Origin of the sequence: Streptomyces sp. NBC_00090 (assembly GCF_045160815.1) — a bacterium.
In the GTDB taxonomy this organism is placed as follows: domain Bacteria; phylum Actinomycetota; class Actinomycetes; order Streptomycetales; family Streptomycetaceae; genus Streptomyces.
This window is the reverse complement of record NZ_CP108224.1, coordinates 6,860,838-6,887,359: the sequence shown is the minus strand read 5'-3', so window position 1 is coordinate 6,887,359 and position 26,522 is coordinate 6,860,838. Positions and strand designations below refer to the sequence as shown.

At 71.7% G+C, this 26,522-nt stretch carries 24 protein-coding genes and 2 pseudogenes; 17 read left to right on the top strand and 9 right to left on the bottom strand.

Translation table 11 applies throughout. From position 1 onward, the window contains the following. Positions 1-99 precede the first annotated feature (99 nt). On the top strand, positions 100-2,136 hold the full coding sequence (gene fusA / locus OG361_RS30720) for an elongation factor G (RefSeq protein WP_405858667.1): 2,037 nt from the start codon (positions 100-102) through the stop codon (positions 2,134-2,136). Between the two features lie 66 nt (positions 2,137-2,202). On the opposite strand, the gene OG361_RS30715 is transcribed toward fusA, so the two are convergent. From OG361_RS30715 to OG361_RS30705, 3 genes and pseudogenes are all read right to left on the bottom strand, one after another. Beyond that, positions 2,203-2,592, bottom strand: coding sequence for a VOC family protein (locus tag OG361_RS30715; protein WP_405858665.1), 390 nt, complete (start codon positions 2,590-2,592; stop codon positions 2,203-2,205). Between the two features lie 171 nt (positions 2,593-2,763). Next, positions 2,764-2,955 (bottom strand): annotated as a pseudogene (locus OG361_RS30710) (IS1380 family transposase); the annotation flags it as partial. 45 nt (positions 2,956-3,000) lie between these two features. Beyond that, positions 3,001-3,238: pseudogene (locus OG361_RS30705) on the bottom strand (IS5/IS1182 family transposase); the annotation flags it as partial. A 548-nt stretch (positions 3,239-3,786) separates the two neighbouring features. On the opposite strand from OG361_RS30705, the gene OG361_RS30700 reads away from it, so the two are divergent. Both OG361_RS30700 and OG361_RS30695 read left to right on the top strand, forming a co-directional pair. After that, positions 3,787-5,298, top strand: a complete 1,512-nt coding sequence (locus tag OG361_RS30700) for an alkaline phosphatase family protein (RefSeq protein WP_405858663.1) — start codon at positions 3,787-3,789, stop codon at positions 5,296-5,298. 285 nt (positions 5,299-5,583) lie between these two features. Next, positions 5,584-6,618 (top strand): Gfo/Idh/MocA family protein, encoded by a 1,035-nt coding sequence (locus OG361_RS30695; RefSeq protein ID WP_405858662.1) that lies wholly within the window; start codon positions 5,584-5,586, stop codon positions 6,616-6,618. A 224-nt stretch (positions 6,619-6,842) separates the two neighbouring features. Here OG361_RS30695 and OG361_RS30690 read toward each other — a convergent pair whose 3' ends face one another. Next, positions 6,843-7,631, bottom strand: coding sequence for an alpha/beta fold hydrolase (locus tag OG361_RS30690; protein WP_405858660.1), 789 nt, complete (start codon positions 7,629-7,631; stop codon positions 6,843-6,845). Between the two features lie 172 nt (positions 7,632-7,803). Continuing rightward, complete coding sequence (locus OG361_RS30685) at positions 7,804-8,328, bottom strand: hypothetical protein (RefSeq protein WP_405858658.1); 525 nt, start codon at positions 8,326-8,328, stop codon at positions 7,804-7,806. Between the two features lie 63 nt (positions 8,329-8,391). On the opposite strand from OG361_RS30685, the gene OG361_RS30680 reads away from it, so the two are divergent. From OG361_RS30680 to OG361_RS30630, 11 genes are all read left to right on the top strand, one after another. Further along, positions 8,392-8,835, top strand: a complete 444-nt coding sequence (locus OG361_RS30680) for a hypothetical protein (protein ID WP_405858656.1) — start codon at positions 8,392-8,394, stop codon at positions 8,833-8,835. Positions 8,836-8,862: 27 nt separating this feature from the next. Next, complete coding sequence (locus OG361_RS30675) at positions 8,863-9,363, top strand: hydrolase (RefSeq protein ID WP_405858654.1); 501 nt, start codon at positions 8,863-8,865, stop codon at positions 9,361-9,363. A gap of 207 nt (positions 9,364-9,570) precedes the next feature. Next, entirely contained in the window at positions 9,571-10,356 is a 786-nt protein-coding gene (locus OG361_RS30670) for an SDR family NAD(P)-dependent oxidoreductase (RefSeq protein WP_405858652.1), read from the top strand. Positions 10,357-10,536: 180 nt separating this feature from the next. After that, complete coding sequence (locus tag OG361_RS30665) at positions 10,537-10,935, top strand: hypothetical protein (protein WP_384570513.1); 399 nt, start codon at positions 10,537-10,539, stop codon at positions 10,933-10,935. 123 nt (positions 10,936-11,058) lie between these two features. Then, positions 11,059-13,308 carry a hypothetical protein gene (locus OG361_RS30660; RefSeq protein WP_405858649.1) on the top strand — a complete coding sequence of 750 codons (2,250 nt, stop codon included), beginning with the start codon at positions 11,059-11,061 and terminating at the stop codon, positions 13,306-13,308. A 118-nt stretch (positions 13,309-13,426) separates the two neighbouring features. Continuing rightward, positions 13,427-15,067, top strand: a complete 1,641-nt coding sequence (locus OG361_RS30655; RefSeq protein ID WP_405858647.1) for a hypothetical protein — start codon at positions 13,427-13,429, stop codon at positions 15,065-15,067. After that, positions 15,067-16,377 carry a serine/threonine protein phosphatase gene (locus OG361_RS30650; protein WP_405858645.1) on the top strand — a complete coding sequence of 437 codons (1,311 nt, stop codon included), beginning with the start codon at positions 15,067-15,069 and terminating at the stop codon, positions 16,375-16,377. The genes OG361_RS30655 and OG361_RS30650 overlap by 1 nt, the downstream gene beginning before the upstream one ends. Beyond that, positions 16,374-17,579: a protein kinase domain-containing protein gene (locus OG361_RS30645; RefSeq protein ID WP_405858644.1), complete on the top strand. Its 1,206-nt coding sequence runs from the start codon at positions 16,374-16,376 to the stop codon at positions 17,577-17,579. Before OG361_RS30650 ends, OG361_RS30645 begins: the two co-directional genes overlap by 4 nt. 15 nt (positions 17,580-17,594) lie before the next feature. Beyond that, positions 17,595-18,305: a vWA domain-containing protein gene (locus tag OG361_RS30640; protein ID WP_384570528.1), complete on the top strand. Its 711-nt coding sequence runs from the start codon at positions 17,595-17,597 to the stop codon at positions 18,303-18,305. Beyond that, complete coding sequence (locus OG361_RS30635; protein ID WP_405858642.1) at positions 18,302-18,886, top strand: hypothetical protein; 585 nt, start codon at positions 18,302-18,304, stop codon at positions 18,884-18,886. Before OG361_RS30640 ends, OG361_RS30635 begins: the two co-directional genes overlap by 4 nt. 14 nt (positions 18,887-18,900) lie before the next feature. Continuing rightward, complete coding sequence (locus tag OG361_RS30630; RefSeq protein ID WP_405858640.1) at positions 18,901-19,938, top strand: zinc finger protein; 1,038 nt, start codon at positions 18,901-18,903, stop codon at positions 19,936-19,938. Positions 19,939-19,980: 42 nt separating this feature from the next. Here the strand turns inward: OG361_RS30630 and msrB are convergent, their stop codons facing one another. The 4 genes from msrB to OG361_RS30610 all read right to left on the bottom strand — a co-directional run bounded on the left by msrB (position 19,981) and on the right by OG361_RS30610 (position 23,403). Beyond that, positions 19,981-20,397 (bottom strand): peptide-methionine (R)-S-oxide reductase MsrB, encoded by a 417-nt coding sequence (gene msrB / locus OG361_RS30625; protein WP_405858639.1) that lies wholly within the window; start codon positions 20,395-20,397, stop codon positions 19,981-19,983. A 21-nt stretch (positions 20,398-20,418) separates the two neighbouring features. Then, entirely contained in the window at positions 20,419-21,810 is a 1,392-nt protein-coding gene (gene murC / locus OG361_RS30620) for a UDP-N-acetylmuramate--L-alanine ligase (RefSeq protein ID WP_405858637.1), read from the bottom strand. A gap of 240 nt (positions 21,811-22,050) precedes the next feature. Further along, entirely contained in the window at positions 22,051-22,524 is a 474-nt protein-coding gene (locus OG361_RS30615) for an indole-3-glycerol phosphate synthase (RefSeq protein WP_384570542.1), read from the bottom strand. Positions 22,525-22,629: 105 nt separating this feature from the next. Then, positions 22,630-23,403: a pyrimidine reductase family protein gene (locus tag OG361_RS30610; protein ID WP_405858634.1), complete on the bottom strand. Its 774-nt coding sequence runs from the start codon at positions 23,401-23,403 to the stop codon at positions 22,630-22,632. A 36-nt stretch (positions 23,404-23,439) separates the two neighbouring features. Between OG361_RS30610 and zapE the strand changes: the two genes are divergently transcribed. The 3 genes from zapE to OG361_RS30595 all read left to right on the top strand — a co-directional run bounded on the left by zapE (position 23,440) and on the right by OG361_RS30595 (position 26,499). Continuing rightward, the gene (zapE, locus tag OG361_RS30605; protein ID WP_405858632.1) at positions 23,440-24,525 is read left to right on the top strand and encodes a cell division protein ZapE; all 1,086 of its coding nucleotides are present in this window, start codon (positions 23,440-23,442) and stop codon (positions 24,523-24,525) included. A 34-nt stretch (positions 24,526-24,559) separates the two neighbouring features. Beyond that, positions 24,560-24,985, top strand: coding sequence for an OsmC family protein (locus OG361_RS30600; protein ID WP_405858630.1), 426 nt, complete (start codon positions 24,560-24,562; stop codon positions 24,983-24,985). 134 nt (positions 24,986-25,119) lie between these two features. Beyond that, complete coding sequence (locus OG361_RS30595; RefSeq protein WP_405858628.1) at positions 25,120-26,499, top strand: alkaline phosphatase PhoX; 1,380 nt, start codon at positions 25,120-25,122, stop codon at positions 26,497-26,499. Positions 26,500-26,522 lie beyond the last annotated feature (23 nt).

Sequence of the window (26,522 nt, the reverse complement as noted above, 5' to 3'; positions counted from 1 at the left end):
ACGCCGTCCTCCTGACAGGGGCCTCCTGACAGGACCGACCGGCCGCCGTCCGGGAATCGCGCTGCCCCGTTTCCACGCAGCAGCGAAAGGCACGAGACCGTGCGTACCCCTCTCGGCACCAGCAACAACAACACCAGCACCAGCACCAGCGTCCGCAACCTCGGCATCCTCGCCCACGTCGACGCGGGCAAGACCACCGTCACCGAGCGGTTCCTCTTCCTCACCGGCGCCATCCACAAGCGCGGCGAGGTCCACGACGGCACGACCGTCACCGACTTCGACCCGCAGGAGCGGGACCGGGGCATCACGATCTTCGCCGCGGCCGTCAGCTGCGACTGGGCCGGGCACCGGATCAACCTGATCGACACACCCGGTCACGTCGACTTCTCCGACGAGGTCGAGCGCTCGCTGCGCGTCCTCGACGGCGCCGTCGCCGTCTTCGACGCCGTCGCGGGCGTCGAGCCGCAGAGCGAGACGGTGTGGCGGCAGGCGGACCGGCACGGCGTCCCGCGCATCGCGTTCGTCAACAAGCTGGACCGCGCGGGCGCGGAGCTCGACAGCGCCGTGGAGTCGATCCGTACGCGCCTCGGCACCGTCCCGCTCCCCGTCCAGCTCCCCATCGGGCGCGAGGACGGTTTCACCGGCGTCGTGGACCTGGTCCGGATGCGGGCGTACGTGTGGGCCGACGGCGCCGACACGTACACCGAGCAACCGGTCCCGGACGAGCTCCGGGACGAGGCCCGGCACCGCAGGCGACGCCTGGAGGAGACGGTGGCGGAGCTGCACCCGGCGGCCCTGGAGGAGTTCTGCGCGGACTCCGCGCTCTCCGCGGGGACCCTGACGGGCGCGCTCCGCGACCTCACCCTCACCGGCGATGCCGTCGTCGTGCTGTGCGGCTCGGCGTACCGCAACCGGGGCGTCGAACCGCTCCTCGACGCCGTCGTCGCGTACCTCCCGGCACCGTCCGACATGCCGCCGGTGCGCGGCGAGATCCCGGCGGACCCGGAGGCGCCGTTCACCGCGCTCGCGTTCAAGGTGAGCGCGACGGCCACCGGCCGCATGACCTACGTCCGCGTCTACGCGGGCACGATCGCGAAGGGGGACACCGTGCTCGACACCACCACCGGCCGCACCGAGCGCATCTCCCGCATCCTGCGCGTCCAGGCCGACCGGGCGACGGAGGTCGACGTGGCACGCGCCGGCGACATCGTCGCCGTCGTCGGCCCGAAGGCCGCCCGCGCGGGCGCGACGCTCTGCGCCCCGGACGCGCCGGTCCTCCTCGAACCGCCGACGACCGCCGACCCGGTGGTCTCGGTCGCCGTGGAGGCCCGCCGGAGCACGGACACCGGCAAGCTGGCGACGGCGCTCGCCCGGCTCTCCGAGGAGGACCCGTCGCTGGTCGTGCGCTCCGACCCGGAGACCGGCCAGACCGTGCTCTCGGGCCTCGGCGAACTGCACCTGGAGGTCGCGGTGGAGAAGCTCCGGCGCGACCGGGGCCTTGAGGTGACGGTCGGCCGTCCGCAGGTCGCGTACCGCGAGACGGTGGCGAAGGGCGTCACCGGTCTGCTGCACCGCCATGTCAAACAGGACGGTGGCGCGGGCCAGTTCGCCCACGTCGTCATCGACCTCGAACCGACCGGGACGGACGAGGAGTTCGCGTTCTCCTCGACGGTCACGGGCGGTCGCGTGCCGCAGGAGTACGTCCGCGCGGTCGAGGCCGGCTGCCGGGACGCCCTCGTCGAGGGTCCCCTCGGCGGCCACCCGGTGACGGGTGTCCGGGTCACGCTCACGGACGGCGCCACGCATCCGAAGGACTCCTCGGAGCTGGCGTTCCGCACTGCGGGCCGCTTCGCCCTGCGCGAGGCGCTCCGCGCGAGCGCGATGACGCTCCTGGAACCGGTGGCCGAGGTCACGGTCACCGTCCCGGCGGAGTCGGTCGGCGCGGTCCTCGGCGACCTCGCGGCCCGCCGCGGCCGGGTGACGGACTCGACCACCCGCTCCGGTACGGCGGTGGTCTCGGCGACGGTGCCGCTGGCCGAGCTCTTCGGCTACGCGTCCCGCCTCCGCGGCCGCACCCAGGGCCGGGGCACCTTCACCACCCGGCCCGCGGGGTACGCCCCGGCACCGGCCCCGTAGGACCACCTGAACGACGCCGTTCGGCCCGCACAAGCGGTGCGGGCCGAACGGCGTGGCGGCCTGGTTCTACGGCGCCAGGGTGCGCAGGACGCAGAACTCGTTGCCCTCGGGGTCCGCCATGACCAACCAGCTCCGGTCCGGTCCCTGACCCACATCCGCCTTGGTGGCGCCGAGGCCGAGCAGTCGGGTCACCTCGTCCTCGGTGCTGCGGTCGATCGGACTGATGTCGAGGTGAAGCCGGTTCTTCACGGTCTTGCCCTCGGGCACCCGGTCGAAGCACATGGTGGGCGGCATCTGGCGGGCCCGCACCTCCTCGACGGTCGGCACCCAGGAGCCGATCTCGACCAGACCCTCACTCCGGTCGATCACCTTGAAGTCCAGGACCTCGCACCAGAAGGCCGCGAGCGCCTCCGGATCGTGGCAGTCAACGGCCAACTCGGTGAACCTACTTGTCATGACACTCCCAGAAAGCGCGGAAAGCGCTCAGGGTATGCCGCTCGTCCGGCGGATCCGAGTTCTTTTCTTCTCCAGCGTGCTGCAGAAGGCTGTGTCCGGGCAGGTCAGAGCCGGGATGGCGGCCGGTCCGGCCATGCGACGAGGGCGAGGTTGTGCGTGTGGGCGACGGCCTTCCAGCAGGATCTTCCCCGGATCGTGCACCGCCCGCGGCTTGCGCCACGGCGCCGGTGCCGCCGATATCGCGCCGTCCAGCCCGGACTTGCGGACCGTCTCGACCAGCAGCACCGCCCCGGCCTGCGAGACCACCCCGCGGCCACCGCCCTCGACGCGCCCGCGGGGGTAGAACCCGATGCTCTTCTTCACCTGAGAAGTGCCTCCGGCCGGAGCAGGAACAAGGACCTCGACAATCCGGCTGTCGGCCGACAGGTGGATCTTCGTCGTCAGCCCGCCACCGACCGCCCAAGCGCATGATCATTCGGCTCGTCGGCCAGCCCCCCCTTTCTTTACGGGCCCCGGCCGCGTGCTGGTGGGCACGAACGACGGTGGAATCCACCGCGACGACCCAGTCGAGACCATCCTCGGTGTCGGCCTGGGCGAGCAAGCTGGTGAAGACCCTCTTCCGGCTGCCGTCGGCTGCCCACTTTCGCTTTGAGTCCTGTGCGGCGCGTCAGCTGGGGCGGCAGACTGAACCACCCTGCTCGCTCAGCCTGCTTGGGGCCGGTGAGAATCAGAGATCGTCGGCGATGACCACGACCTGGATGCGGTCACGGGCATCGATCGTGGCCAGGCCGCGGCCGACACGGGTCTTGACTGTGGACTCGCACCGGACGAGCCGGCGGAGATCTCGCCGCTGGTCAAGCCCTTGCCGATGGCTGTGAAGTCTCTTGACACGCTCGGACGCCGCCCTCAGACTCACTCCACCATTCGCGTTAACGCAAACATGCGGAGGGGCCTCGTCGGACCGCGGCGATCACCAGGTCTCCGCATAAGCCGGGCAGAGAAAAGAGCCGACCGGGTTCCCTTTTCCCTCGACCGCGATCCATGCGACCGGGCGCCGTCCTGACAAGGTGGCCGCCGACGGGACGCGGACAGTGATCCATACGCCAGGCCCGGGCCACAGCAGCGGCATCCGTGCACCACCACTGGCGCTGCCCCCTGCCCTGGCCGGCGGCCAGGACTTCCCAAGGAGAATCCGTGCACCTGCCCCGTTCCCTGCGTGCGGCTCTGGCCGTCACCATCGCCGCCGCGCTGCCGCTCGCCGCGGCCGTTCACGCCCAAGCCTCGAGCAAGGGATCCACCAGCCAGACGGCCGCTGCGACGAAGCGCCCCAAGTCTTTGGTGATCGGCATCGATGGCGCGACGTTCGCCACGTTCAGCAAGGCGAGAATGCCCAACGTCAAGAGCCTGATGACCGGTGGCATGACCGCCACCAGCAACCTCTACGCTTCTCCGATGGCCCCGACCTACTCGGGACCGGGATGGTCCTCTATCGCCACCGGCACCTGGCCCGACAAGCACAAGGTGGTCGACAACAGCTTCAACGGCGCCCGCTTCGACCTCCATCCCGACTACTTCACCCGCCTGGAGACCGCCAATTCATCGCTGAACACGCTGGTCGTGGGCACCTGGTCCGCCGTCCCCACCACGATCTTCGGCTCGGCCACAGACCTTCGTCTCGGCGGTGTCAGCGACACGGACACCACCACGACGGCCGTCGCCAAGCTCTCCAAGACCGACGCCGACGCCACCTTCGTCCACCTCGACAACGTCGACGAGGCCGGCCACTCCCATGGCACCGACAGCACGGAATACCTCAACGCCCTGAAGGCCGCCGACGCCAGTGTGGGACAGATCATCCAGGCGGTGAAATCCAGGACCAGCTACGCCAACGAGGACTGGCAGATCATCATCACCGCCGACCACGGCCACACGCCCAGCGGAGGCCACGGCGGAAACACCCCCGCCGAGCGCCAGACGTTCGTCATCGCCAAGGGCACCGGCTTCACCCCGGGATCGGTCCGCTACGACGTCAAGATCACCGACATCGCTCCTACCGTCCTCGCACACTTCGGCATCGCCAACGACCCGACCTGGCAACTGGACGGCAAGCCGATCAAGACCCTCACCCCTGACGCCTTCGACGCCCTGCGTCCCTCCCTGCAGACCGCGATCGACGAAACCGGTCTGCAGTCAACCCTCAAGGGATGGACGACCACCACGCCGACCGGCTGGAGCATCGACAACTCCGCCATGCCCGCCGGAGGGGTCACCGAATGGCGCGGCTGGTCCTTCGCCACCGACGAGTTCTGGACCAACACCGACCTCGGCCAGAGCCGCGAGACCAACGTACGTGCCCGCAACGTCTTCGCCGTCGCCGACTCCGACGAGTGGGACGACAACACACACGGCGACGGACAGTTCGACTCCACCCTCGTCAGTCCCGCCTTCCCCGTGATCGGTGGCGCGCAGGCGACCGTCTCCTACGCCACGAACTACAAGATCGACGGCCCTCAGACCGGAGACGTCTACATCTCCTTCGACGACGGCACCCCCCAACTACTCGCCTCCTACCGCGAAGACATCAACACCGTCGAGAGACTCACCGTCGACGTCCCGGCGGGGGCGACCTCCGCCCGGCTGCGATTCCACTACACAGGCACCAACAGCGCCTTCTGGACCGTCGACCAGGTCGCGGTTACTCCCTGACCCCACGCACGTCGCCTGATTGCGCTGGTCAGCGACATGTACACCCACTGGGTCGGCCCCTCCACTGCCATCTCGCCGATCAGCGGGCCCACCTGGCCGACCTCGGCGACCGGATGGCCGCCGAGGTCTTTCAGCAGCAGCCGCCAGGTAGGAATCAGTCGTTGCGAGCTGTTTAGTAATGCTGGGTCCTGTGCAAATATGTTGACTCTCGGTTGGGCTCAGGCTCCAATGTCCACCGCGGCTTTACTGCGGCCGGCTTCACGAGATTGACGACAGGGACCACGCATGACGGGCACACCCATACGGATCGGACTGGCCGGCTACGGCTTCGGCGGCAGGTACTTCCACGCGCCGCTGCTCGCCTCGACCCCGGACTGCGAGTTCCTCGGGGTGGTCACCACCTCTCCCGAGCGCCGCAAGCAGATCGCCGACGAGCTCAACCGGCCGACGTACGACTCCTTGGAGGAACTGGCCCGGGCCGGAGCCGAGGCGGTCGCGATCTCCACCCCGGCGGCCACGCACATCCCGCTGGCCCAGGAGGCGCTGAGGCTGGGCTTGGCAGTGGTCTGCGACAAGCCGTTCGCGCTCGACGCCGCTTCGGCCCGGGAGACGACGGAACTGGCGGAGCGGTTGAAGGTTCCACTGACGGTCTATCAGAATCGGCGCTGGGACTCCGACTTCCTGACTCTGCGTCGGCTTGTGGCCGACGGCGCGCTCGGCACTCTGACCCGCTTCGAGTCGCGTTTCGAGCGGTTCCAGCCCGAGCCCGGCCCGCCGGCCGCGGGCGGTGGCACCCTGCTCGACTTCGGCAGCCACCTTGTCGACCAGGCACTCGTCCTGTGCGGACCAGTCGAGCGGGTGTACGCGGAGATGCGGAGCCGCGTCGGCGGCGAGGAGCTCGATGAGGACGTCTTCGTCGCGCTGACCCACCGGAGCGGCGTCCGGTCGCACCTGTCCGGCAGCTGGCGGCAGGGCGCACCCGGCCCGCGCTTCCGCGCCACCGGGACCACCGGGACGTACGTGGCCGACGGCGTGGACGGCCAGGAAGCCCTGCTGATCGCGGGTGCCTCCCCGGCGTCGGAGGGTGAGCGCTGGGGCGTCGAGCCCGAGCGGCGTTGGGGCCAGGTGCTGCGCGGCGACCACGCCGAGTCGGCACCGTCCGCCCGCGGCGAGTGGGACCTCTTCTACCCGGCCTTCGCCGCCGCGGTCCGTGGCACCCGTCCGCTGCCTGTAGATCCCTGGGATGCCGTGACCACCGCGACAGTACTGGACGCCGCGCGCGACAGTGCCGCCACCGGCGAGGTCGTACGCTTGCCCTGACTCTGCGGGCGACCACGTTCACCTGCCACGACGCGGTACGGGGAGCGCTGCGCGAGCTCCTGAAATCGGCCATGGCCCGCCGCCGCGCACCAGCCCCTCCCGCGCCGCTGGAACTCCTTGCGCCCCATCCCCACTTCGCCCAGGCCGCACAGGCGACCCCGCGCAGGTGGAGCCCGACGAGGTAGCTCCCGGGCGTGTTGCCGTACCGAGGGTCCTCGACCCGATCACGCGTGGGCACGGCAGAACTCGCGGACGGTGTGGTTGAACCGCTCCGGTGCCTCGAGGTTGCTGACGTGCCCCACGCCGGGGAGCACCACAAGCTCGGTGTTCGGAATCGCGTCCTCGAACGCATGGGCGACACTCAAGGGTGACCGCACATCGAGCTCGCCCCAGAGGAGCAGGGTCGGCACCGTGATCGCGGGCAGCAGGTCGCGCTCGTCGGCCTCGGCCATCATGAACAGCTCCGCCCCCAGGGTCTCCGGCCGCACGTCGTCGGCCATCGTGTCGAGCAACGGCACGAACGCGGCGGGAGGGTCACCGGCGAACAGCCCCGGCAGCGTCGGATCGAACCGCTCCCGGGGCACCGCGAGCATCCGCTTGGCCCCCTCGACCCGGGCCGCCACCTCCTCCGGCGGCAGCGAGCCCTTCCACCCGGCGTAGGTGTCGACCATGATCAGCGTCCTGACCAGCTCCGGGCGGTGGCGATACAGCTCCAGCGCGACCGTCCCGCCCCAGGAGATCCCGGCAACGTGGGCCGGGCCGAGCCGCAGCGCCTCGATCACGGCGGCGAGGCAGTGCGCGAAGTCCACCAGGCCGAAGCCGGCCGGCAGATCGGAGGAACGCCCCGCGCCCGGCTCGTCCCAGGCCACCACGGTGAACTCATCTTCCAGGTCCGCGAGTTGTGGCTGCCACATGCGGCCGTCCAGGCCTGCTCCGTGCACGAGAACCAGGGGCGGGCCGTGACCCACGCGCGCGTAGGCGACCTCGACCCCGCCAACCTGCACCGTTGCCATGACACCAGGCTAGGCGCGGCTGCGGGCGGTGTCGCGGCGTGCGGCTCGGGTGCGCACCTACTGCCGGAGCTTCAGGGCATGCTCCGGTCGTGATCACGTGGCGGGGTGGAGGCTGCGAAGCCGGCTCACCGCCCCGCGCAGGCGGGCATCTTGATCACGGCTGGAGACCGGCCTAGGCCGTCTTTCCCGCCTGGGATTCGATGAACTGGCGCAACTCGTCGCGCGGGTCGGGGCCCAGACCCTTGCGCCAGATCTGATTCGACCGCTCCCCCGCCGGGATTCCGCGAAGAAACATGTCGCGCATCTCGGAGACGGCCGCCCGCTTCGCAGCTTCGCCGCGTCGGCGGCTGTCCTCGCTCCCGTCGTCGGCGGCCAGGACTTCGGCAAGCCGGCGCTCCCAGTCCCTCACGCGGTCCCACACATGCATCTCCATGTGCCCGGAGCCCGCGTACTGAAGGCCGACCAGAACCCACCCCTGTGCCTCCGACAGGGGCTTACTCCCTGATACCCACTCGGTCACCAACTCGGCGGCGGCAAGCGCCAGTTCCACATCGGTCTGCTTGTCGGCAGCAGTCGAGGCGGCGCTTTTCTCGTCTCGTGAATCCGTCATGCGTTGACCATACCGCGTTATCGTCACTTTGACGGTAACGACGCCGATCACAGCGGGGCGAATATGGCTGCGATGTCCGATGAGCAAGCATTTGATAGTTTCAGCTCCTCCATGCGGGGCCCCTTCAAAACCGATCGCGGCCTTCTCCGGGTGTACGCCACCGCGGAGCAGATGGGGCGGTTCCAGGGCGAGCGGCTGACCGGCATGACGGACACGTACAGCTGGGAACCCGCAACTCGCATCGCGCGGTTCGTGGGCACGCAGGACAGCGCCCTCGTGCGGAAGTTCCGGGGCAACACCTGGGCACGGATAGTCCAGGACAAGGCGGACTACTACTACTGGCTGGCCGCGGAAGGCAGGATCGGCATCTCCGCTCCCTCACAGCCGGGCGACGAGACCGAACAGGAGATCCGGGCCACCACTGAATACTTCCGTTGGGCGGAGAGAGAGCTTGAGGAGTGGGAGACGGCGCTCACGTTCCCACCCGTCCCCGTGCACAACCTGGTGGTGGTCCGGCTGCACGTCACCAGGACCTACGGCGCGTTCCGCCCCGAGGACGAGCTGGATGAATGGGTGGAGCCGATGTACTGGTGAACCCGCGCCCGCAGGAAGGATGAGGGGATGGGGTCGACGATCACCGGTCTCCCGGCAGAGTTCTGGACCGTCCGGTACGAGGGTTCGCGTTTCCCGGGCGCCGCGTCCGTGGCCGCCCGGCCGGGCCTCGCGGCCGGCGCCAACTGCCAGTTGTTCGCGTACGAGGTGCTGCGGCACTTCGGCCTGACGCCTCCGGACCTGCGCTCCTCCGAGCTCTGGAGCGACACCGAGGCCACGGTCCACGTGCCGGTCGCGCACCCCCTCGACCTGGTCCTGTTCAGCTCCACGGCCAGCGCGTACGGGGCCCATGTCGGCGTCCACGTCGGGGACGACGCGATCCTCCACCTGTGCGCGGAGGTCGGGCACCCGACGGTGTGGGGGTCGGCGGACTTCGCGGCACGAGAGCGCTACGCCGTCCGGCTCGGCGCCAAGAGGGTCCTCCCCCGGCCGACCTCCCGGCCGATCCCCGGGCCGACCTCCCGCCCGACCCCCCGGCCGACTCCCGGGCCGACCTCCCGGCCCACCTGAGACACCCCCAGGCAGGTGGAGCAGCCGCGTCAACAGCCCTGCGGATCAATACACCTGGGCCGTGCCGCCACCCGAGCAGATTCCACCGTTCCGCCTTGTACGAATCGGGTGGGTCCGCTGCCCGCGAATGCCCTGTGCCACGATGCGGGGACCGGCCGTCCACCGCACGCGGACGTGCCGGCACCGTACGACACGAGGAGCGACACGATGAGCACGACCCCCGGCGGCTACCTCTCCGACCTCTTCTCCCTCGAAGGCCGCACCGCCCTCGTCACCGGCGGCAGCTCCGGCATCGGCCGGGCCATCGCCACCGCCCTCGCCCGGGCCGGGGCGAGCGTCGTCGTCCTGGCGCGGAAGGAGGGCGAGCTCGTCGCGACCGTGGACGAGCTGACGGCCGACGGCTGCCGGGCCGCCTGGGTGAGCGCCGACCTGAGCACCCGCGAGGGCGTGCGGGCCGGGGCCGAGGAGGCCGCCGCCGTCTTCGGCGAGCCGGACATCCTGGTCAACTCGGCCGGGATCAACCTCCGTCCCCCGATGGGCGAGCTGGGCGACGAGGTGTGGGACACCACCATGGCGATCAACCTGGAGGCGCCGTTCCTCCTCGGCCGGCGTTTCGGGCCCGGCATGGCCGAGCGCGGTTTCGGGCGGATCATCCACGTCACCTCGCAGCAGGCGCACCGCGCGTTCGTGCAGAGCGGCGCGTACGGGGTGTCCAAGGGCGCCCTGGAGTCGCTGGCCCGTTCGCAGGCCGAGGCCTGGTCCCCGTACGGGGTCACGTGCAACACGCTGGTCCCCGGCTTCGTCATGACGCCGCTCAACCAGCGGCTCTCCTCGGATCCCGAGAAGGTGGCCGCGCTGGCCGCCCGCACGATGGTCGGCCGCAACGGTCTCGCCGAGGACTTCGCGGGGGCGGCGGTCTTCCTGGCGAGCGGCGCGTCCGCGTACGTCACCGGGCAGTCCGTCTTCGTGGACGGCGGCTTCTCCGTCCACTGACCCCGTCCGTCCCACCTGTCGCAGCAGCCCGGCGCGGGCGCTCCGTCACCGTACGGAATCGGCCACATCTCGCCCCGCAGGGCTGACGGTTTTCGGTCATTGTTCGCCGAACCCCTGGCATCTCGCACCACGGCCACTTGAATGGCTTCACTTGTGTGCGAAGAACAATCGGGGGAGCACATGGACCCACTGACGGCCATCGCGGCGGCGGGCGTCGCGCTCGTGGTCAAGGGCGCTCTGGAAGCCACCGGGCAGGAGGCGGGGCGCAGCGGCTGGACCGGCGGGGCCCGGCTCGTGGCCCGGATCAGGGAGCGGTTCCGCGGGGACTCCGACGCCCAGACCGCACTGGAGCGCGTGACCGACACGCCGGACGACGAGACCGGACAGCAGGACCTGGAGCGGATGCTCGCGGCGCACATGCTGCGGGACCGCGACTTCGAGAGCGACATCCGGAAGCTGGTCGACGAGGCCGTCGCGGCGAGCGGTCGCGGTGGTCCGCAGGTCAGCGCGGCCCTGATCAAGAACGCCCAGATCTTCAACGAGAAGGTCGAGATCAAGGGCGACTGGAACGTCTCGTAGCGACGTCCCGCCCCGTTCGGACCCCCTGCCTGCCGGGTCCGTTCCTGATCGGTTCCGCCCCTGCGCAGAGAGGGGCCGCCACAGTGCTGCCCTCCGCCGCCCCACCCCGGAAGACCGTGTGCCATGAGCGAGGAATCCACCGCCGAGCCGCCACCAGGCGGTACGAGCGACCGCTCCGATCCGGCAGCCACCCCGCCCGCCTCCGCCGACGCCCCGAAGGGCTTACCGGAGAGTGAGCGGCGGCCCGCCGGAGTGGAGCAGGACGGACCCGTCAACAAGTCCGACGCGCTGCGCTCCCTCAAGGAGGGCACGGCGACCGACGACGCCGAGCGGTCCGAGGCGCTGAAGGCGGGCGCCATCGCCGACCTCATCGCCCAGCGCCTCAACGCCGACGCCTCCGGCACCCGGATCGGCACGCTGGCCCTCTTCAACGACTCCGTCAGCTTCGGCGGCGGATTCCACAGCGGCGGCGGCACGGGTCGTACGTCCCACCACGGCGGAGGCTCCGTACCGCCGCTCACGGCCGCCGAACTGAGCGACCACACCGACCTGTTCGTACAGCCGGAGGGGTACGACTCCGCCCTCACCGCCCTCTGCGAGCGGCGGCTCCTCGTCCTCACCGGGCCCTCCGGCAGCGGCCGTGAGGCCGCCGCCGTCAATCTGCTCGCCGAGGCGCTCGTCCTGAGCGGCGCGGACGGCGGCGGCGTCTGCCACCGGCTCCTCGACCCGGCCGCCGTCCTCGCGCCCGACTGGGAACCGCCCGTCAAGAACAGCGGCTACCTCGCCCTCGTCGAGGACGGGCCCGCCGGGGCGCGCGACTTCACGGCGCTCCCCCGGCGCCTGCACGCCGTCGTGGCCGCCCTCCGCGCCCAGGGCTGTCACCTCGTACTCACCGGCGGCCAGGACCTCGCCGTCGCCGTGCGGGGCGACGGCGGCGAATCGGTCCCCGCGCACGCCCTCACGCCCGTCGACCCGATCGCCGTCCTCGAACGGCGCGTCCTCGGGCACGGCGGTACCCGGGAGGCCCGCGCCCGGCTCCGTGCCGAGCTCGACTCCGGCGGGGTCGTCGACACCCTGCGGGAGATGCCCGCCGCCCGGCACGCCGTCCGCCTGGCCGCCGACATCGCCGCCGGGCGGGACGTGGCCGTCGCCGCCGCCGCGCTGCGCGACCCCAGCGACCAGGTGCGGACCTGGTTCGACCGGCACAGGAACCCGGAGGCGGTGGCGTTCGCGCTCGCCGCGGCCGTCCTGGAGGACAGCGGCTACCTCACCGTCGCCGAGGCCGCCGTGAAGCTCCGGGCCGCCCTCGCGACGCCCGAACCCTCCCCGCCCGACGTCCGGTTCAGGGACCGGCTCGGCGACGAGCAGCAGTGGATCCGCCTCGACAACGACGGCCTCGGGCCGACCCGGGTGTGCTTCCGCAACGCGATGGTCGGGCAGGTCGTCCTCATCTACGCCTGGACCGGCCTCGACGGCTGGCGCGAGCCGATGCTCTCCTGGCTGCGCCGGCTCCTCGACCACAGCGACCTGGAGGTCCGTGCCCGGGCCGCCGTCGCCGCCGGGGTGCTCGCCTGGGCCGACCACCACTACGCGGTGCACCGCTTCCTCACCACCTGGGCCGCCGAATCGTCCTGGCCGCTGCGCCAGGCCGCCGCGACGGCGCTCGGCGTGGCCGGCAGCCGATCCGACTCGGCGGAGGCCGTGTGGGAGCTGCTGCACCGCTGGGCGCGCGGCGGAAGCTCCGCGCGGCAGCGCCGGCTCGCCGGGACCGCCGCCAACACGGCGGGCGGGCTCCTCGGCCGTGCGGCGCCCGAGCGGGCCGTGGCCGTCCTGCACGACGCCCTCGACCGGGACGACGACTGGGGCACCCTGCCGTCCGTGGCCTGGGGAGGTGTCCACCTCCTTCACCAGGGGCAGGCCGGGCCGCTCCTCGACGCCTATCTGGAGTGGTCCGAGCCGCAGGACCTCTCCCCCATGGTCGTGAAGTCGCTCTCCGCGTTCCTCTTCGCGACGACCCGTCCGTACGAGGCGGTGGCCGACGGCCTCGTGGACGGCGTCCCCGGGGTGCCCGTGCTGCTGAGCGGACTCCCCTCGCACCGACGGGCGATCGGGGAGCTGTGGGCGCGGTCCCTCGCGCGCCGCCCGATGCAGGAAACCGCCCTCCTCGCACTGCGCGACTGGATCGACGTGTACGCCGACCGGGGCGGTCCCGCCACCCTCGACGCCCTGGGCGGCCTGCTGTGGGACATCGCCCGCAGGCCGGGCTCGCACCACGAGCGGCTGGTGTGGTGGCTCGAGAAATGGGCGCGCGACCGCGAGCGGCCCTCGCGGAACGCGGCCCTGCTGCACCGGGGCCTGACCCGTACGACCTGACCTGTACGACCTGACGTTTACGACCTGACCTGTACGACCGCGACCCGGCCCGTACGACCTGACCTGTACGACCCGGCCCGCACGACCTGAACACGCCTGAGGAAGGGAGGAGGAGCCCGTGGAACAGCAGACCTACGACCCGGTGCTGTCCAGTGAGGAGCTGCCCAAGTGGCGGCTGACGAAGCCGGTTCGGCCGCCGGAGCCGGGCCGCGCGCTCGTCCTGGTCAGGGACAGCGGCCCGTCCCTGACGATCCGGAACGGGGAGGAGATCCCGTCCTCGCGCTTCGGCGCGTACCACCGGATGTTCACCGTCGACATGACCGAGCACCGGCTCGTCCTCGACATCCCGCTGCTCAGCCGCGACCACACCTTCTCCTTCCGCAGCCGGGTCGACCTGGTGTGCCGGGTCGCCGACCCGGCCCAGGTCGTGTCGCGCGGCATCCGGGACATGAGCGGGGCCCTCTTCGGCTACCTGCGCAAGACGCTCCGCGAGGTGTCCCGGGAGCACGACATCGCCGAGTTCCACGACGCCGAGCGGGCGTTGAACTCGGCGGTGGCCGGCTTCACGGGCGACGACGCGATCCGCCTGCGGAACGTACAGGTCGAACTGCTCGTCGACGAGGACGAGATCGCCGCCAGCGGACGCGAGTTCCGTGACGTCGTACGGGAGACGAGGCTCTCCGGGATGCGGCGCGGGCGCCACCTGGACATGATCCGCGAGGAGGGCCTCGACGGCCTGATCGCCGAGATCATGGAGAAGGAGGGCCCCCGGGCCGCGCTCACCTGGATCGAGAAGAACGAGGCCGAGAAGCGCGAGGTCCGGCGCGAGATCATGCGCATGGTCCTGGACCGCGGCGACTCGGACCGGGAGCCCTTCGAGCAGGCCGAGCTGGAGCGCACCGTCCTGGAGGAGGTGCTGCGCGAGGGCGACGGGCTCTTCGACGGCGCCGCCCGGCGCGGGCGGCTGCGCGGCTCGCTGGCCCGCGCCACGGACCCCGCCCCCGCCCTCGGACCCGCGCCGGAGGACCACTACGACCACGACGCGGAACCCCGCAGGCCGCTGCGCGGCGAGGTGCTGCGCGACGAGGCCCCGGGGGACGCCGGACGGTCCCGCCCGGGCGGACGGGGACCCGGTGCGTACGGCTCCGGACGCTCGGAGACGTACGGACCCGGGCGCTCGGAGGCGTACGGACCCGGGCGCTCGGAGGCGTACGGACCCGGGCGCTCGGGCGGGTACGACGCGGGCCGTTCGGAGGGGTATGGCGACGCCAGTCGTACGGAGGGGTACGGATCCGAGCGTCGGGCGCCGCGCACGGCGGACCGCGACGGCGGAGCCGAGCGGGACCGCGACCGGGACACCGACCACGACCGCGACTTCGGACGTGACGGGGACGGCGGACGTGACCGCGACCGGGACGGCGGACGTGACCGCGACCGCGACCATGGCCGTGACCGTGATGGCGGACGCGACCGGGACGGCGGGCGCTACGGCTCGGCGCCGCGTGGCGCCGGGCGCTACGGGCCTCCCGAGGACGAGCCGCTGCCGGGCGCGGGCGGCGGCGAACGCTCCGGCCCGGGCCGTGGCCGCCCCGGACGCCCGGTCGCGGAGCCTCCCGCCGCGGCCGACGAGCCGTCCGCCACCCGGCCCGCCGCACCGTCCACCACACCGCCCACGGACCGGCCGGCGCCCCGGGTGAGCAGGGTGCGGGGCACCACCAAGCGGGACACCCCTCGACCCGGACCCGACAGGGAGCGTTGATGGCAGAGCAGGAACACAGGGCCTGGACCGCCACGCCGGGGCACAGCCCCGACCTGTGGCATCACTCGTCGCCACCCGCCGGACCGGCCGGCCCCCCGGCCCCCACGGAGCCGCCGGCGGGGCCCTTCGAGACCCTCGGCCCGGGAACCGGCCCGGAGATCGGGCCCGGTCCGATGGCGTCGAAGGGCCCGGTCGGCGTTCCGCCGTTGCCGGACGAGGAGCCCGAGCCGCCGGCCCGCCGGCCGCCGTCGCAGGCGATCTGGGCGAGGAGCACTCAGGGCCTTCACGCGCTCTCGGTGTGGACCGAGCAGGTGCCCGGTCTCGGCGAGGACGCCGACCCGTTCGTCGCCCACCACTGGGACACCGCGCAGGGCATGATCGCCGTGTTCGACGGCTCGGGCGGCGCGGGCGCCACCCCCGCCTGGCAGGATCCCGAAGGCAACTGGCACACCGGGGCCTGGGTCGGGGCCCGGGTCGCGCGCCTCGCCACCGACTGCTGGTTCCACGAGGTCGCGCGCGGGAACGAGGAGGTGGGCCCGGGAACCCTTCACGGGTACCTGAACTGGTTCCTGGCCAAGGCGCCCCAGCGGCGCAGCAAGATCGGCGGCACCATGCGCCGCCAGCTGCCCACGACCCTCGCGGGCTTGCACTACCGCATCCGCGAGGAGGGCTCCGCGGTCGAGCTGCGCCCGTTGTGGGCCGGCGACTCCCGGGCGTACGTCCTCTCCCCCGAGAGCGGACTGCACGTCCTCACCCGGGACCACACCCGCGAGAGCGACGCCCTCGAACTGCTGCGCACCGACCCGCCGATGACCAACGTGATCTGCGCGGACCGGGAGTTCACCATCGGCGCGCAGTTCATCGCCTCGTTCGAGCTGCCCTGCATCCTGGTCGTGGCCACGGACGGGTACTTCGGCTACGTCCACACCCCCGCCGACTTCGAGTACCTGCTCCTCAGCACCCTGGGCCAGGCCAACAACGAGTACGAGTGGGCCGATCTGCTGCGCCGCGAGGTGCAGGCGTACACCGGGGACGACGCCTCGCTCGCCCTGCTGGCCCTCGGCCACCACGACTTCGCCCAACTGCGCGCGCTCTACGAGCAGCGCTTCGCCGACCTCGGCGACCGGCACCTGCGGGGCCGTCCGCGAATCCTCGACCGGGCGTCCCGCGCCGGGAGCGAGGGGTCCGGCGGACCGGAGGACGAGCGCGAGACGCACGCCCGCGTCCGCGTCTGGCAGGACCAGAGCTGGCAGACCTACCGCGCCGGATACGAGACCTATCTGCCGCCCGCATCCGAGGAGTACCGATGAAGAAGGGCGAAACGATCGCGGGGTACCGCGTCGTCACCGATCCCACCAACGCCAACGGCGGCAAGTGCATCTGGGCCTTCGCGGAGAAGGACGGGGGACAGTACTTCATCAAGCAGTTCCTCGAACCGAAGCGCCCGCGCGACGACGCCGCCGACTCGAAGAGCGTACGGATCCGCCGCGAGGTCGCCCGGGAGTTCGAGCAGCGGCACCGCAAGATCATGAAGCGGCTGCGCCCGGACACGCTCGGCGGCGGCAACCTCGTCCTCGCCACCGACTTCTTCCACGAGGGCAGCACCTACTACAAGGTCACGGAGCGGATCGACACCTCCAGCCTGGACCGGCCGCAGTCCCTGGAACCGCGGCAGAAGATGGTGCTGCTCAAGACGCTCGGGTCGAGCCTCAAGCAGCTCCACGACACCGGCACCGTGCACGGAGACCTCAAGCCGCTGAACGTCCTGGTCCAGAAGCGCGAGGGCGCCGCATTCCACTCGGCGAAGCTGATCGACTTCGACGACTCCTACGACTCCGGGGACCCCCCGAATCCGGACGACATCTCGGGCGACTCCGTGTACGGCGCCCCGGAGTGGCGGCGCTACCTCCAGGGCGACGGGGCGGCCGGCCCGAAGGACCTCACCTGCGCCGTCGACATCTTCGCGCTCGGGCTCATGACCCATCTGTACGTGGTGGGCGAACTGCCCACGTACGACGCGAGGTTCGGCTCTCCCGCGGACGCCGTGAACGCCGGGGAGGAGCTCCGGCTCGACCCGCGCCTCTCCGACGAACTGCTCGACCTGCTGCGCCGGATGACCTCCGCCGCCCCGAGCGCCCGCCCGGACGTCTCCGCCTTCCTGGCGGCGCTCGCCGACCCCGGGGTGTGCACGCTCCAGCACCGCCGGCCGGGCACGACGGCCCCGACGACGGCCGCGCCCTCCGCCACGCCGTCGACCGCCACGGCCCCACCGTCCGACGAGCGCCGTAGCCGCATCCGGTCCACCTTCGGGCGCCGCAAGGACTCCGTCGGGACCCCGCCGCCGGCGGCCCCCGCCGCACCCACGACCCCCACCGTTCCCGCGCCCGCGCCTCCTCCCCCGGCGGCCGGCGAACCGGCACCGGCACCGACCCCGGAGCCCGCGCCGACGCCGGGCACGTCCCGCGTCCGCATCAACCTCGGCGGTCGCCGCGGCGACCGCCGTACCCCCTGACAAGGAGAACCACCCATGAACGATGCCCGCGGGCAGTACCAGGGCAATCTGCAGTACGCCGTCGACATCGCCCTGTGCATCGACGCGACCGGCAGCATGCACCCCGTCCTCGACACGGTGAAGTCGAGCGCCCTCCAGTTCCACCAGCGCCTCGACGACGTGATGGCCAAGAAGGGCAAGTCCATCAGCCAGCTGCGGCTGAAGGTCATCGCCTTCCGCGACTTCGGCGACGACCCCTCGGACGCCATCGAGGAGACCGACTTCCTCCACCTCCCCGCCCAGGCGAAGGAGTTCGAGCAGTTCGTCAGCGGAATCGACGCGGGCGGCGGCGGTGACATCCCGGAGTCCGGCCTGGAGGCGCTGGCGCTCGCGATCAACTCCCCCTGGGAGACCGGGCTCGACCGCAGGCGCCACGTCATCGTGATGTTCACGGACGCCCCCGCGCACGCCCTCGGTACGGTCGGCGCGGACGCGGCCACCTACCCGCGGAACATCCCCCGGAGCATGGACGACCTCTTCGAGCAGTGGGGTTACGCCCGCAGCCAGACCTCGGTCATGGAGCAGTCCGCCAAGCGCCTGGTGCTCTTCGCCCCCGAGGAGGCTCCCTGGTCCGATCCGATCGCCGAGGAGTGGGACCTCACCCTGCACTTCGCCTCCAAGGCGGGCGAGGGACTGGAGGAGTTCGAGATGGACGAGATCATCGAGACGATCGCGAACAGCCTGTGAGTCTGGAGTGGGACGGCTTCCGCCTCTCCCTGGGGTCCGACGGTCTTCTGGAGTTCACCTGGATCGGCGGAGGGATCTTCGAGACCAGGGTGACGAACTGTCTCTCGGCCTCGCTCCGCCATCCGAAGGAGGCGGGCGGGAGCCACCGGCTCGTCTTCCGGTTCCGCTTCCCCGGCATCGCCACGGGGTCCGAGTCGGTCGTGATCCGCGCGGACGTGCCCGTCGGCAAGGTGGATCAGGCCCAGCGCCTCGTGGGTGTGCTCTGGAGGGACTACGGGGTGCCGGACGAGGCCGACGCGAAGGCGGACGCGGAGACCGTCACCGTGTCCGGGACGGCGCGGGCCCCGGTCACGGTGACGGCCACGGACGGCCACACGGGCACCGGCCACGGTCTCGACACTGACACCCGCACCGGCATCGACGCCGGTCCCGGCGCCGGCGCCGTGCCGGAGGCGGCCTCGGACGAGGCCGAGCTGGAGCGGACCCCCGACGCGCCCGGCTGGATCGTCAGCCCCGCCGGACCGGGGTCCAGAGAACTCTTCCGGGCCGTGATGGAACGCCCGGCGAACAGCGACCATTAGGAGGGACGACAGGGGTGGCGGGCTCGGCCAACTGGAAGTGCGCGGACTGCGACAACAACAACGGACCGAAGGACACGGCCTGCGCCATCTGCGGGTCGACCCGGCGGGCTCCGATGCCGCGGCCCGCCGCCCCGTCGCGCCCGGCGCCGAAACGCCCGTCGCCCGCCCGGCCCGCCGGCGACTGGCAGTGCACGAGGTGCCGCGCCACCAACCCGGCGCGAAGGTCCACCTGCGCCGGCTGCGGCAAGGACTGGAAGGAGACCGGCGGCCCCGCGCCGAAGAAGACGTCTCCGCGGCCCGCGACCCCGAAGGCCACGCCCCCGAGGACGACGACGCCCCGGACGACGACCCCGAAGGCCACACCTCCGAGGACGAGCCCGACCAAGAAGGCGACCCCCAGGAAGGCGACCCCGCCGCGCACCGGCACCACCGGAAGCCGGCCGACGGGTGTCTTCTACCCGCCGCCGAGCAGCACCGGCTACACCCCGACGCCGCCCCGGGCGACGACCCCGTCCTCGTACACCCCTCCCTCGTACACCCCGCCCCGGTACACGCCGCCGACCTACACCCCGCCCCCGTACCGGGCGCCGGTGAAGAAGAAGTCGAACGGCTGCATGATCAGCTGCCTCGGCGTGGTCGGCGGACTCGTGCTGCTGGGGATCGCGCAGAGCGTCTTCATCGGGGCCCTCGACTCGGACGACCCGACCGACTCGAAACCGACGTCGAGCCCGAGCAGCACCGGCGCCACGTGCCCGTCGCGTATCGCCTCGGCGCTGCCGAGCGGCAAGGGCGCCACGCTCGTCGAGGCCTTCCACACGGAGGACCACCAGATCACCCTCTGCCGTACGAAGGCGGGGAAGCTGTACTACTACGGCGAGTTCAGGGACCGGCGCGAGGCGGGCATCGCCATGCCGGCGAAGAAGACGAGCGACGGGTACGAGGCGAACAACAGCCCGTACCGCTACGTCATCAGCGGCGGCACCGTGACCATCTACAAGTCGGGCTCCCGCCTCGACCGCGAGGAGCTCACCCCGGAACCCTCTCCGAGCTGAGCCCCCGCGCGGGGAACGCCCCCGCGCGGGGCACGCGTACCGCTACGCCTGAACCTCCGGCTCGGACTCCAGCCGCAGCGAGATCGAGTTGATGCAGTACCGCTGGTCCGTCGGGGTGGGGTAGCCCTCCCCCTCGAAGACATGGCCGAGGTGCGAGCCGCAGCGGGAGCAGCGGACCTCGGTCCTGACCATGCCGTGGGTGCGGTCCTCGATCAGCTCGACGGCTGAGCTGTCCTTCGGGTCGAAGAAGGACGGCCAGCCGCAGTGCGACGAGAACTTCTCGTTCGACGTGAACAGCTCCGCGCCACAGGCACGGCAGGAGTAGACGCCCTTGGTCGTGGTGTCGGTGTACTCGCCCCGGAAGGCGGGCTCGGTGCCCGCCTGGCGCAGCACCTGGTACTCCGCCGGACTCAGCTCCGCACGCCACTGCTCGTCCGGCTTCTCGACCTCGTACGCCATCGCTCGCTCCTCAGCTGCTGGTCAGCTCGACAGGTGGTCCAGGATCCGCGGGCCGAGGTCCGTGACGTCGCCCGCGCCCATGGTCAGAACGAGATCGCCGGGCTTGGCCATTCCCGCGATCACGTCGGGGACGGTCGCCTTGTCGTGGACGGCCGTGACGTCGGCGCCGGCGCGCTGCGCGGCGGCGATGATCAGCTCGCTGGTGATTCCCGGGATCGGGTCCTCGCGGGCCGGGTAGATGTCGAGGACGACCGAGGCGTCGGCGAGGGCCAGCGCGTCGCCCATCTCCTTGCCGAGCTCCTGGGTGCGGGAGAACAGGTGGGGCTGGAAGACGACGAGCAGGCGCGCGGCTCCGGCGGCGCCGCGCATGGCCTCCAGGTCGGCGGTCATCTCGGTCGGGTGGTGCGCGTACGAGTCGATGACCTGGACGCCCGCGGCCTCGCCCTTGAGCTGGAGGCGGCGGCCGACGCCGGTGTAGGCGGTGAGGGCCTGGGCCAGCTCGGCCGGGTCGATGCCGACGCGGGCGCCGGCGGCGAGGGCCGCGGCGGCGTTGTGGGCGTAGTGGCGGCCGGGGACGGAGACGGTGAAGGTGTGCTCGACGCCGTCGAGGGCGACCGTCACCTCGCTCTTCATCCCGTTCGGGGCGATCTTCAGGATGCGGGCGTCGGAGTCCTCGGACTCACCGACCGTGACGATGTTCAGACCGTCGCGGTCGGCGACGCGGCGGGCGAGTTCGCGGGCGCCCGCGTGCTCGCCGACGACCAGGGTGCCGCCGGGGCGGATCTTGGCGGTGAAGGCCTCGAAGGACTCGTAGATCTCGTCCATGGAGGCGTAGTTCGCGTGGTGGTCCAGCTCGACGTTGAGGACGATCGCGACCTCGGGGTCGTACTTCTGGAAGCTGCGGTCGCTCTCGTCGGCCTCGGCGACGAAGACGTCTCCGGCGCCGTGCCGGGCGTTGGTGCCGGGGCCCGCGAGGTCGCCGCCGATGGCGTACGAGGGGTCGAGGCCCAGCTCGGTGAGGGCGACGGCGAGCATCGAGGTGGTCGTGGTCTTGCCGTGCGTGCCGGCGACCGCGATCGCGCGCAGGTCGTCCATGAGGGAGGCGAGCGCGTCGGAGCGGTGGACGACCGGGATGCCGAGCTCGGCGGCGCGGGCCAGCTCGGGGTTGTCGGCGCGGATGGCGCTGGAGACGACGACGGCGGAGGCGTCGTCGGCGAGGTGCTCGGCGGCGTGGCCGATGTGCACGGTGGCGCCGAGGGCGCGCAGCGCCTCGGCGGTCGGGGACTCCTTGGCGTCGCTGCCGGCGACCTTGGCGCCGCGCTGGGCGAGGATCTTCGCGATGCCCGACATTCCGGCACCGCCGATGCCGATGAAGTGCGGCCGTTCCATGGCGGCAGGGATGGCGGGTGCCATGCGGATCTCTCCCCGGGGGTGCGACGTACTGGAAGCACCAGCCTAGTGGCTCGCGCGGGCCGGCCCCGGGCGCGGCGGGTGCGCGGTGTCCGCGCCCCCTGCACGGGGCGCGGACACGGGCTGCCCGAGGGCCGGGCCGCCGGACACCCCCCAGGGGTTCCCCACTGCTCCCGGCCGCTCCTCGCTGTGGGCGAAGAGCTCTCCTCGCCGCTCCTCGCTGTGGGCGAAGAGCTCTCCTCGCTACTCCTCGCTGTGGGCGAAGAGCTTGAGCACGGGTACGCCGACCTTGTGGCGGGCGCGGGAGGCCCAGTCCCGGTGGAAGAACTCCTCCACGTAGTGCGGGGCGGTGAGAACGATCACCTCGTCCGCCTCCGATTCCTCGACCACCGCCTTCATCCTGGTGAGCGGGTGGTCCTCGACGACCTGGCCGACCGCCTCGCAGCCGGCGTCTCTCAGGCCCTGGAGCGAGTGCTCCAGAGCCAGCTCGGCGGGGACCCGGGCGGCCTTGCCCTCCGGTTCCCCGCCCTCGTGGGCGGCTTCCTTCAGTTCGCCCATGGCGACGTCGTCGATGGCACGCAACAGCACATCGGCCTGGTCACCACGCGGCTGCATGAGGACGATGAAGGACACGCCCTCGTCTCCGTGCAGTGTGGTGACGAACTCCACGTCGACGGACGTCAGGGGCTTCTCGATCATCAGAACGCTTGTGAACACCTCTGGAGCCCTTCTGCGGAAACCATCCTTCCCCGTGCCCGCACGGGGTCTGCGAAGTAAGTGTGCCCAGCGGACGGTAAGCGGAACGACAAATTCCGCCGATTGTCAGATCCGACGGTAGCGGGTGAAGAGGAAGCCGTCCTGCTCCAGCACCGAAGCCACGGCGAAGCGTGTCGGGACGGCCACCGAAGGGCCTCCGGCGATCCGCTGCGCGTCACCCGCGGTCATCGTCGGCGAGACCGTCAGACAGAGCTCGTCGAGGACGCCCGCCGCCACGAACTGGCCGAGCAGCCGGGGCCCGCCCTCGGTCAGCTGCCGCCGCAGCCCGCGCTCCGCGAGGGCCGCCACCGCACGGGCCGGCTCCACCCCGGCCCCGTCGCCCGCGATCAGCACCTCGGCGCCCGCGTCCCGGGCCGCCCGTACCCGCTCGGCGGGGGCCGCGGCCCCCGTGAGGATCAGGGTCTGCACCAGCGGCCCGGAGAAGAGCGGCAGCGAGAAGTCCAGGGCGAGGGAGGCGCTGACCACGGCGATCACAGGTGCGGGTCCCTGCCCGGCGGCGGCCCGGCGGGCGGCGAAGGCCTCCCGCGCCCTGGCCGGGCGGTACCCCTCCAGACGTACCGTTTCCGCACCCACGACGACCACGTCGGCGAGACCGCGCAGGGTGCCGAAGATCCGCATGTCGGTGTCGGAGGAGAGCGGCTGGGAGCGCCCGTCGTGCTGGCCGGCCCCGTCGAGCGAGGAGACCATGTTGGCCCGCAGCCACACACCGTCCCCCGCCGGATACGCGTAGGCGTCGGCCAGCTCGTCGAGGGACCAGTCCCGGCCCCCGGCCTCGGTCTCGTGGGCTGTCATGTCCGTCACAGGGAGCAGGCGTCGCATCCTCGCAGTCTGACATGGCGCTTACAGTGGGGAACTGTGTCCACCCGTGCCCTCACCGAAGCGGCTTCCCCCGAAGCGGCCCCGCTCTCGCTCTGCTCCCGAGAGCCCCACGTCCCCGCCGACCGTCTCGTCGCGGAGATGGTGCCGCCGCCACGCTTCGACTCCGTACGGTTCGACACATACCTCCCTGACCCGAACCAGCCCAGCCAGACGGACGCCGTCAAGGCGCTGAGCGGCTTCGCCGAGGGTCTCGGCGGCGCGCACGCCTCCGGCGCCGGGAAGCGCCGCTGGTTCGCGAAGAAGCCGGCCGCCCCGAGCGGGCCGCGCGGGGTCTACCTGGACGGCGGGTACGGCGTCGGCAAGACCCACCTGCTGGCCTCCCTCTGGCACGCGACCCCCGCCGACCGCTCGCTGAAAGCTTTCGGCACCTTCGTCGAGCTGACGAACCTGGTCGGCGCGCTCGGCTTCCAGCAGACGGTGAAGACCCTCAGCGGGCACCGTCTCCTCTGCATCGACGAGTTCGAGCTGGACGACCCGGGCGACACCGTCCTCGTCTCCAGCCTGCTCGGCAAGCTCGTCGAGGCGGGCGTGGCGCTCGCCGCCACCTCCAACACGCTCCCCGGCAAGCTCGGCGAGGGCCGCTTCGCCGCCGCCGACTTCCTCCGCGAGATCCAGGGCCTCTCCGCCCACTTCATGCCGCTGCGGATCGACGGCGAGGACTACCGCCACCGCGGCCTGCCCGAGGCCCCGGCCCCCTACTCCGACCAGGTCGTGACGGAGACCGCGTACGCGACGCCGGGCGCCTCCCTCGACGACTTCCCGCACCTGCTCGAACACCTGGCGAAGGTGCACCCGAGCCGGTACGGCGCGCTCACCGACGACCTCACCGCGGTCTGCCTCACCGACGTCAAGCCGGTCCCGGACCAGTCGACGGCGCTCCGGCTCGTCGTCCTCGCGGACCGCCTCTACGACCGCGAGATACCCGTCCTCGCCTCCGGCCTCCCCTTCGACCGGCTGTTCAGCGAAGAGATGCTGAACGGCGGATACCGCAAGAAGTACTTCCGGGCGATCTCCCGGCTCACCGCGCTCGCACGCGACGCAAAGGGGCTTGTGGGGCAGTAGCTTGGGGGCCATACCCGATCGAAAGGGATCCACCATGGCCACCGTGCGTCACGCCCACACCGTCTGGCAGGGCGACCTCCTCAAGGGCTCCGGCGTCGTCACCCTCGACTCGTCCGGCCTCGGCTCGTACGACGTCTCCTGGCCGGCCCGCACCGAGGAGCCGAACGGGAAGACGAGCCCCGAGGAGCTCATCGCCGCCGCGCACTCCTCCTGCTTCTCGATGGCCTTCTCCAACATCCTGGCCAAGGCCGGCAACACGCCGACCCGCCTGGAGACCAAGGCCGACGTCACCTTCCAGCCGGGCGAGGGCATCACCGGCGTCCACCTCACCGTGGACGGCGACGTGCCGGGCCTGACCCCGGACCGGTTCCAGGAGCTCGCGGAGGACGCGAAGAAGAACTGCCCGGTCAGCCAGGCGCTCACGGGCACGACCATCACGCTCACCGCCAAGCTCATCTGACCCCAGGTCAGAACAAGCGCCACATGAGGCAGTTGTGGCCCGCATGGTTCACGTGTCAGCACAGTGCGTGATACACACATGCGGGTCACACGTCACATCACGCCTGTCCGCCAACAGGAAAAGTGGGTTGCCTCATGTCCGCAACACGACGTCAGATCCTGTCCAGCACCGGCGCGTCCGTCGCCGGCATCGCCTTCACCGGCGCCTTCTCCGAGCTCTTCGCAGGCAGCGCGGCCGCCGCCGGAGACCTCGGGAAGCTCGGTACGCGGGGCGGCTACGGCCCGCTCCTCCCCGACCCCGCCGGGCTCCTCGACCTCCCGGCCGGCTTCCGCTACAAGGTCCTCTCCCGGCAGGGCGAGCCGCTCCGCTCCGGCGAGGGCCCCGTCCCCAGCAACCACGACGGCATGGGCGCCTTCCCCGGCCGCCGGGGGCGCGTGCACCTCGTCCGCAACCACGAGAACCGGGTCACCGGACGCATCGGCGTCCCGACCGTCCCCGGCCTGACGTACGACCCGGCCGCGAAGGGCGGGTGCACGGCCCTCGAACTCGACGGCCGGAACAACGTCCTCGGCGAGCGCGTCGCCATCGCCGGAACCGCCGTCAACTGCGCCGGCGGGCACACCCCCTGGAACACCTGGCTGACCTGCGAGGAGACCGAGGACAGGGCGGGGACGAACGGCTACACCAAGGACCACGGCTTCATCTTCGAGGTCGACGGAGCCGACCCGCACCGCACCGGAGCCGTCCCCCTCACCGCGATGGGCCGCTTCCAGCACGAGGCGATCGCCGTCGACCCGTCGAGCGGCATCGTGTACGAGACGGAGGACGCCTTCCAGCAGCCCTTCGGCCTCTTCTACCGCTTCCTCCCGCACAAGCCGCTCGGCGGCACCGGTTCGCTGCGCGCGGGCGGCGCCCTGGAGGCCATGCGGGTGCCCGGCGTACCCGACCTCTCCGTGGTCCAGGAGACCGGCGCGCGCTTCGAGGGCGTCGAATGGGTGCCCGTACCGGATCCGCAGGCGACCGAGACCCCCATCAGGCTCCAGGACTTCGGCCCGAAGGGCATCACGCACGCCCAGAAGCTGGAGGGCTGCTACTGGGGCGGGCGGGCCGTGTACTTCGTGTCCTCCTTCGCCCGCCTCACGGACGGCTCCGGCGCCACCCACTTCGGGCAGGTCTGGAAGTACGAGCCGCACCGGCGCCGGCTCACGCTCGTCGTCGTCTTCGGCCCGAGCACCGACATCCAGCTCCCGGGCGAGTCGCCGGACAACATCTGTCTGACGCCGAGCGGCGGCCTGATGGTCAGCGAGGACGGCGAAGGGGCGCAGCACGTCTACGGGGTGAGCAGGAAGGGCGAGGTGTACCCGGTCGCCCGGGGAGCGCAGAACATCGGGACCCCCGAGGCCCCGGAATGGGGCGAGTTCGCGGGCGTCACCTTCTCCCCGGACGGCTCCACGATGTACGTGAACTGCTACACGCCGGGGACGACGTTCGCGGTGACGGGCCCGTGGTGCTGAGCTGATCCGATCCGCACCAGGCG

Excerpts from the sequence above, each read along its gene's own strand:
- OG361_RS30640 (WP_384570528.1), top strand. The coding sequence starts at position 17,595 with ATGAACGATGCCCGCGGGCAGTACCAGGGCAATCTGCAGTACGCCGTC.
- OG361_RS30695 (WP_405858662.1), top strand. The coding sequence starts at position 5,584 with ATGACGGGCACACCCATACGGATCGGACTGGCCGGCTACGGCTTCGGC.
- OG361_RS30660 (WP_405858649.1), top strand. The coding sequence starts at position 11,059 with ATGAGCGAGGAATCCACCGCCGAGCCGCCACCAGGCGGTACGAGCGAC.
- OG361_RS30690 (WP_405858660.1), bottom strand. The coding sequence starts at position 7,631 with ATGGCAACGGTGCAGGTTGGCGGGGTCGAGGTCGCCTACGCGCGCGTG.
- OG361_RS30650 (WP_405858645.1), top strand. The coding sequence starts at position 15,067 with ATGGCAGAGCAGGAACACAGGGCCTGGACCGCCACGCCGGGGCACAGC.
- murC (WP_405858637.1), bottom strand. The coding sequence starts at position 21,810 with ATGGCACCCGCCATCCCTGCCGCCATGGAACGGCCGCACTTCATCGGC.
- OG361_RS30665 (WP_384570513.1), top strand. The coding sequence starts at position 10,537 with ATGGACCCACTGACGGCCATCGCGGCGGCGGGCGTCGCGCTCGTGGTC.
- OG361_RS30675 (WP_405858654.1), top strand. The coding sequence starts at position 8,863 with ATGGGGTCGACGATCACCGGTCTCCCGGCAGAGTTCTGGACCGTCCGG.
- OG361_RS30595 (WP_405858628.1), top strand. The coding sequence starts at position 25,120 with ATGTCCGCAACACGACGTCAGATCCTGTCCAGCACCGGCGCGTCCGTC.
- OG361_RS30610 (WP_405858634.1), bottom strand. The coding sequence starts at position 23,403 with ATGCGACGCCTGCTCCCTGTGACGGACATGACAGCCCACGAGACCGAG.
- OG361_RS30600 (WP_405858630.1), top strand. The coding sequence starts at position 24,560 with ATGGCCACCGTGCGTCACGCCCACACCGTCTGGCAGGGCGACCTCCTC.
- OG361_RS30645 (WP_405858644.1), top strand. The coding sequence starts at position 16,374 with ATGAAGAAGGGCGAAACGATCGCGGGGTACCGCGTCGTCACCGATCCC.
- OG361_RS30715 (WP_405858665.1), bottom strand. The coding sequence starts at position 2,592 with ATGACAAGTAGGTTCACCGAGTTGGCCGTTGACTGCCACGATCCGGAG.
- msrB (WP_405858639.1), bottom strand. The coding sequence starts at position 20,397 with ATGGCGTACGAGGTCGAGAAGCCGGACGAGCAGTGGCGTGCGGAGCTG.
- OG361_RS30670 (WP_405858652.1), top strand. The coding sequence starts at position 9,571 with ATGAGCACGACCCCCGGCGGCTACCTCTCCGACCTCTTCTCCCTCGAA.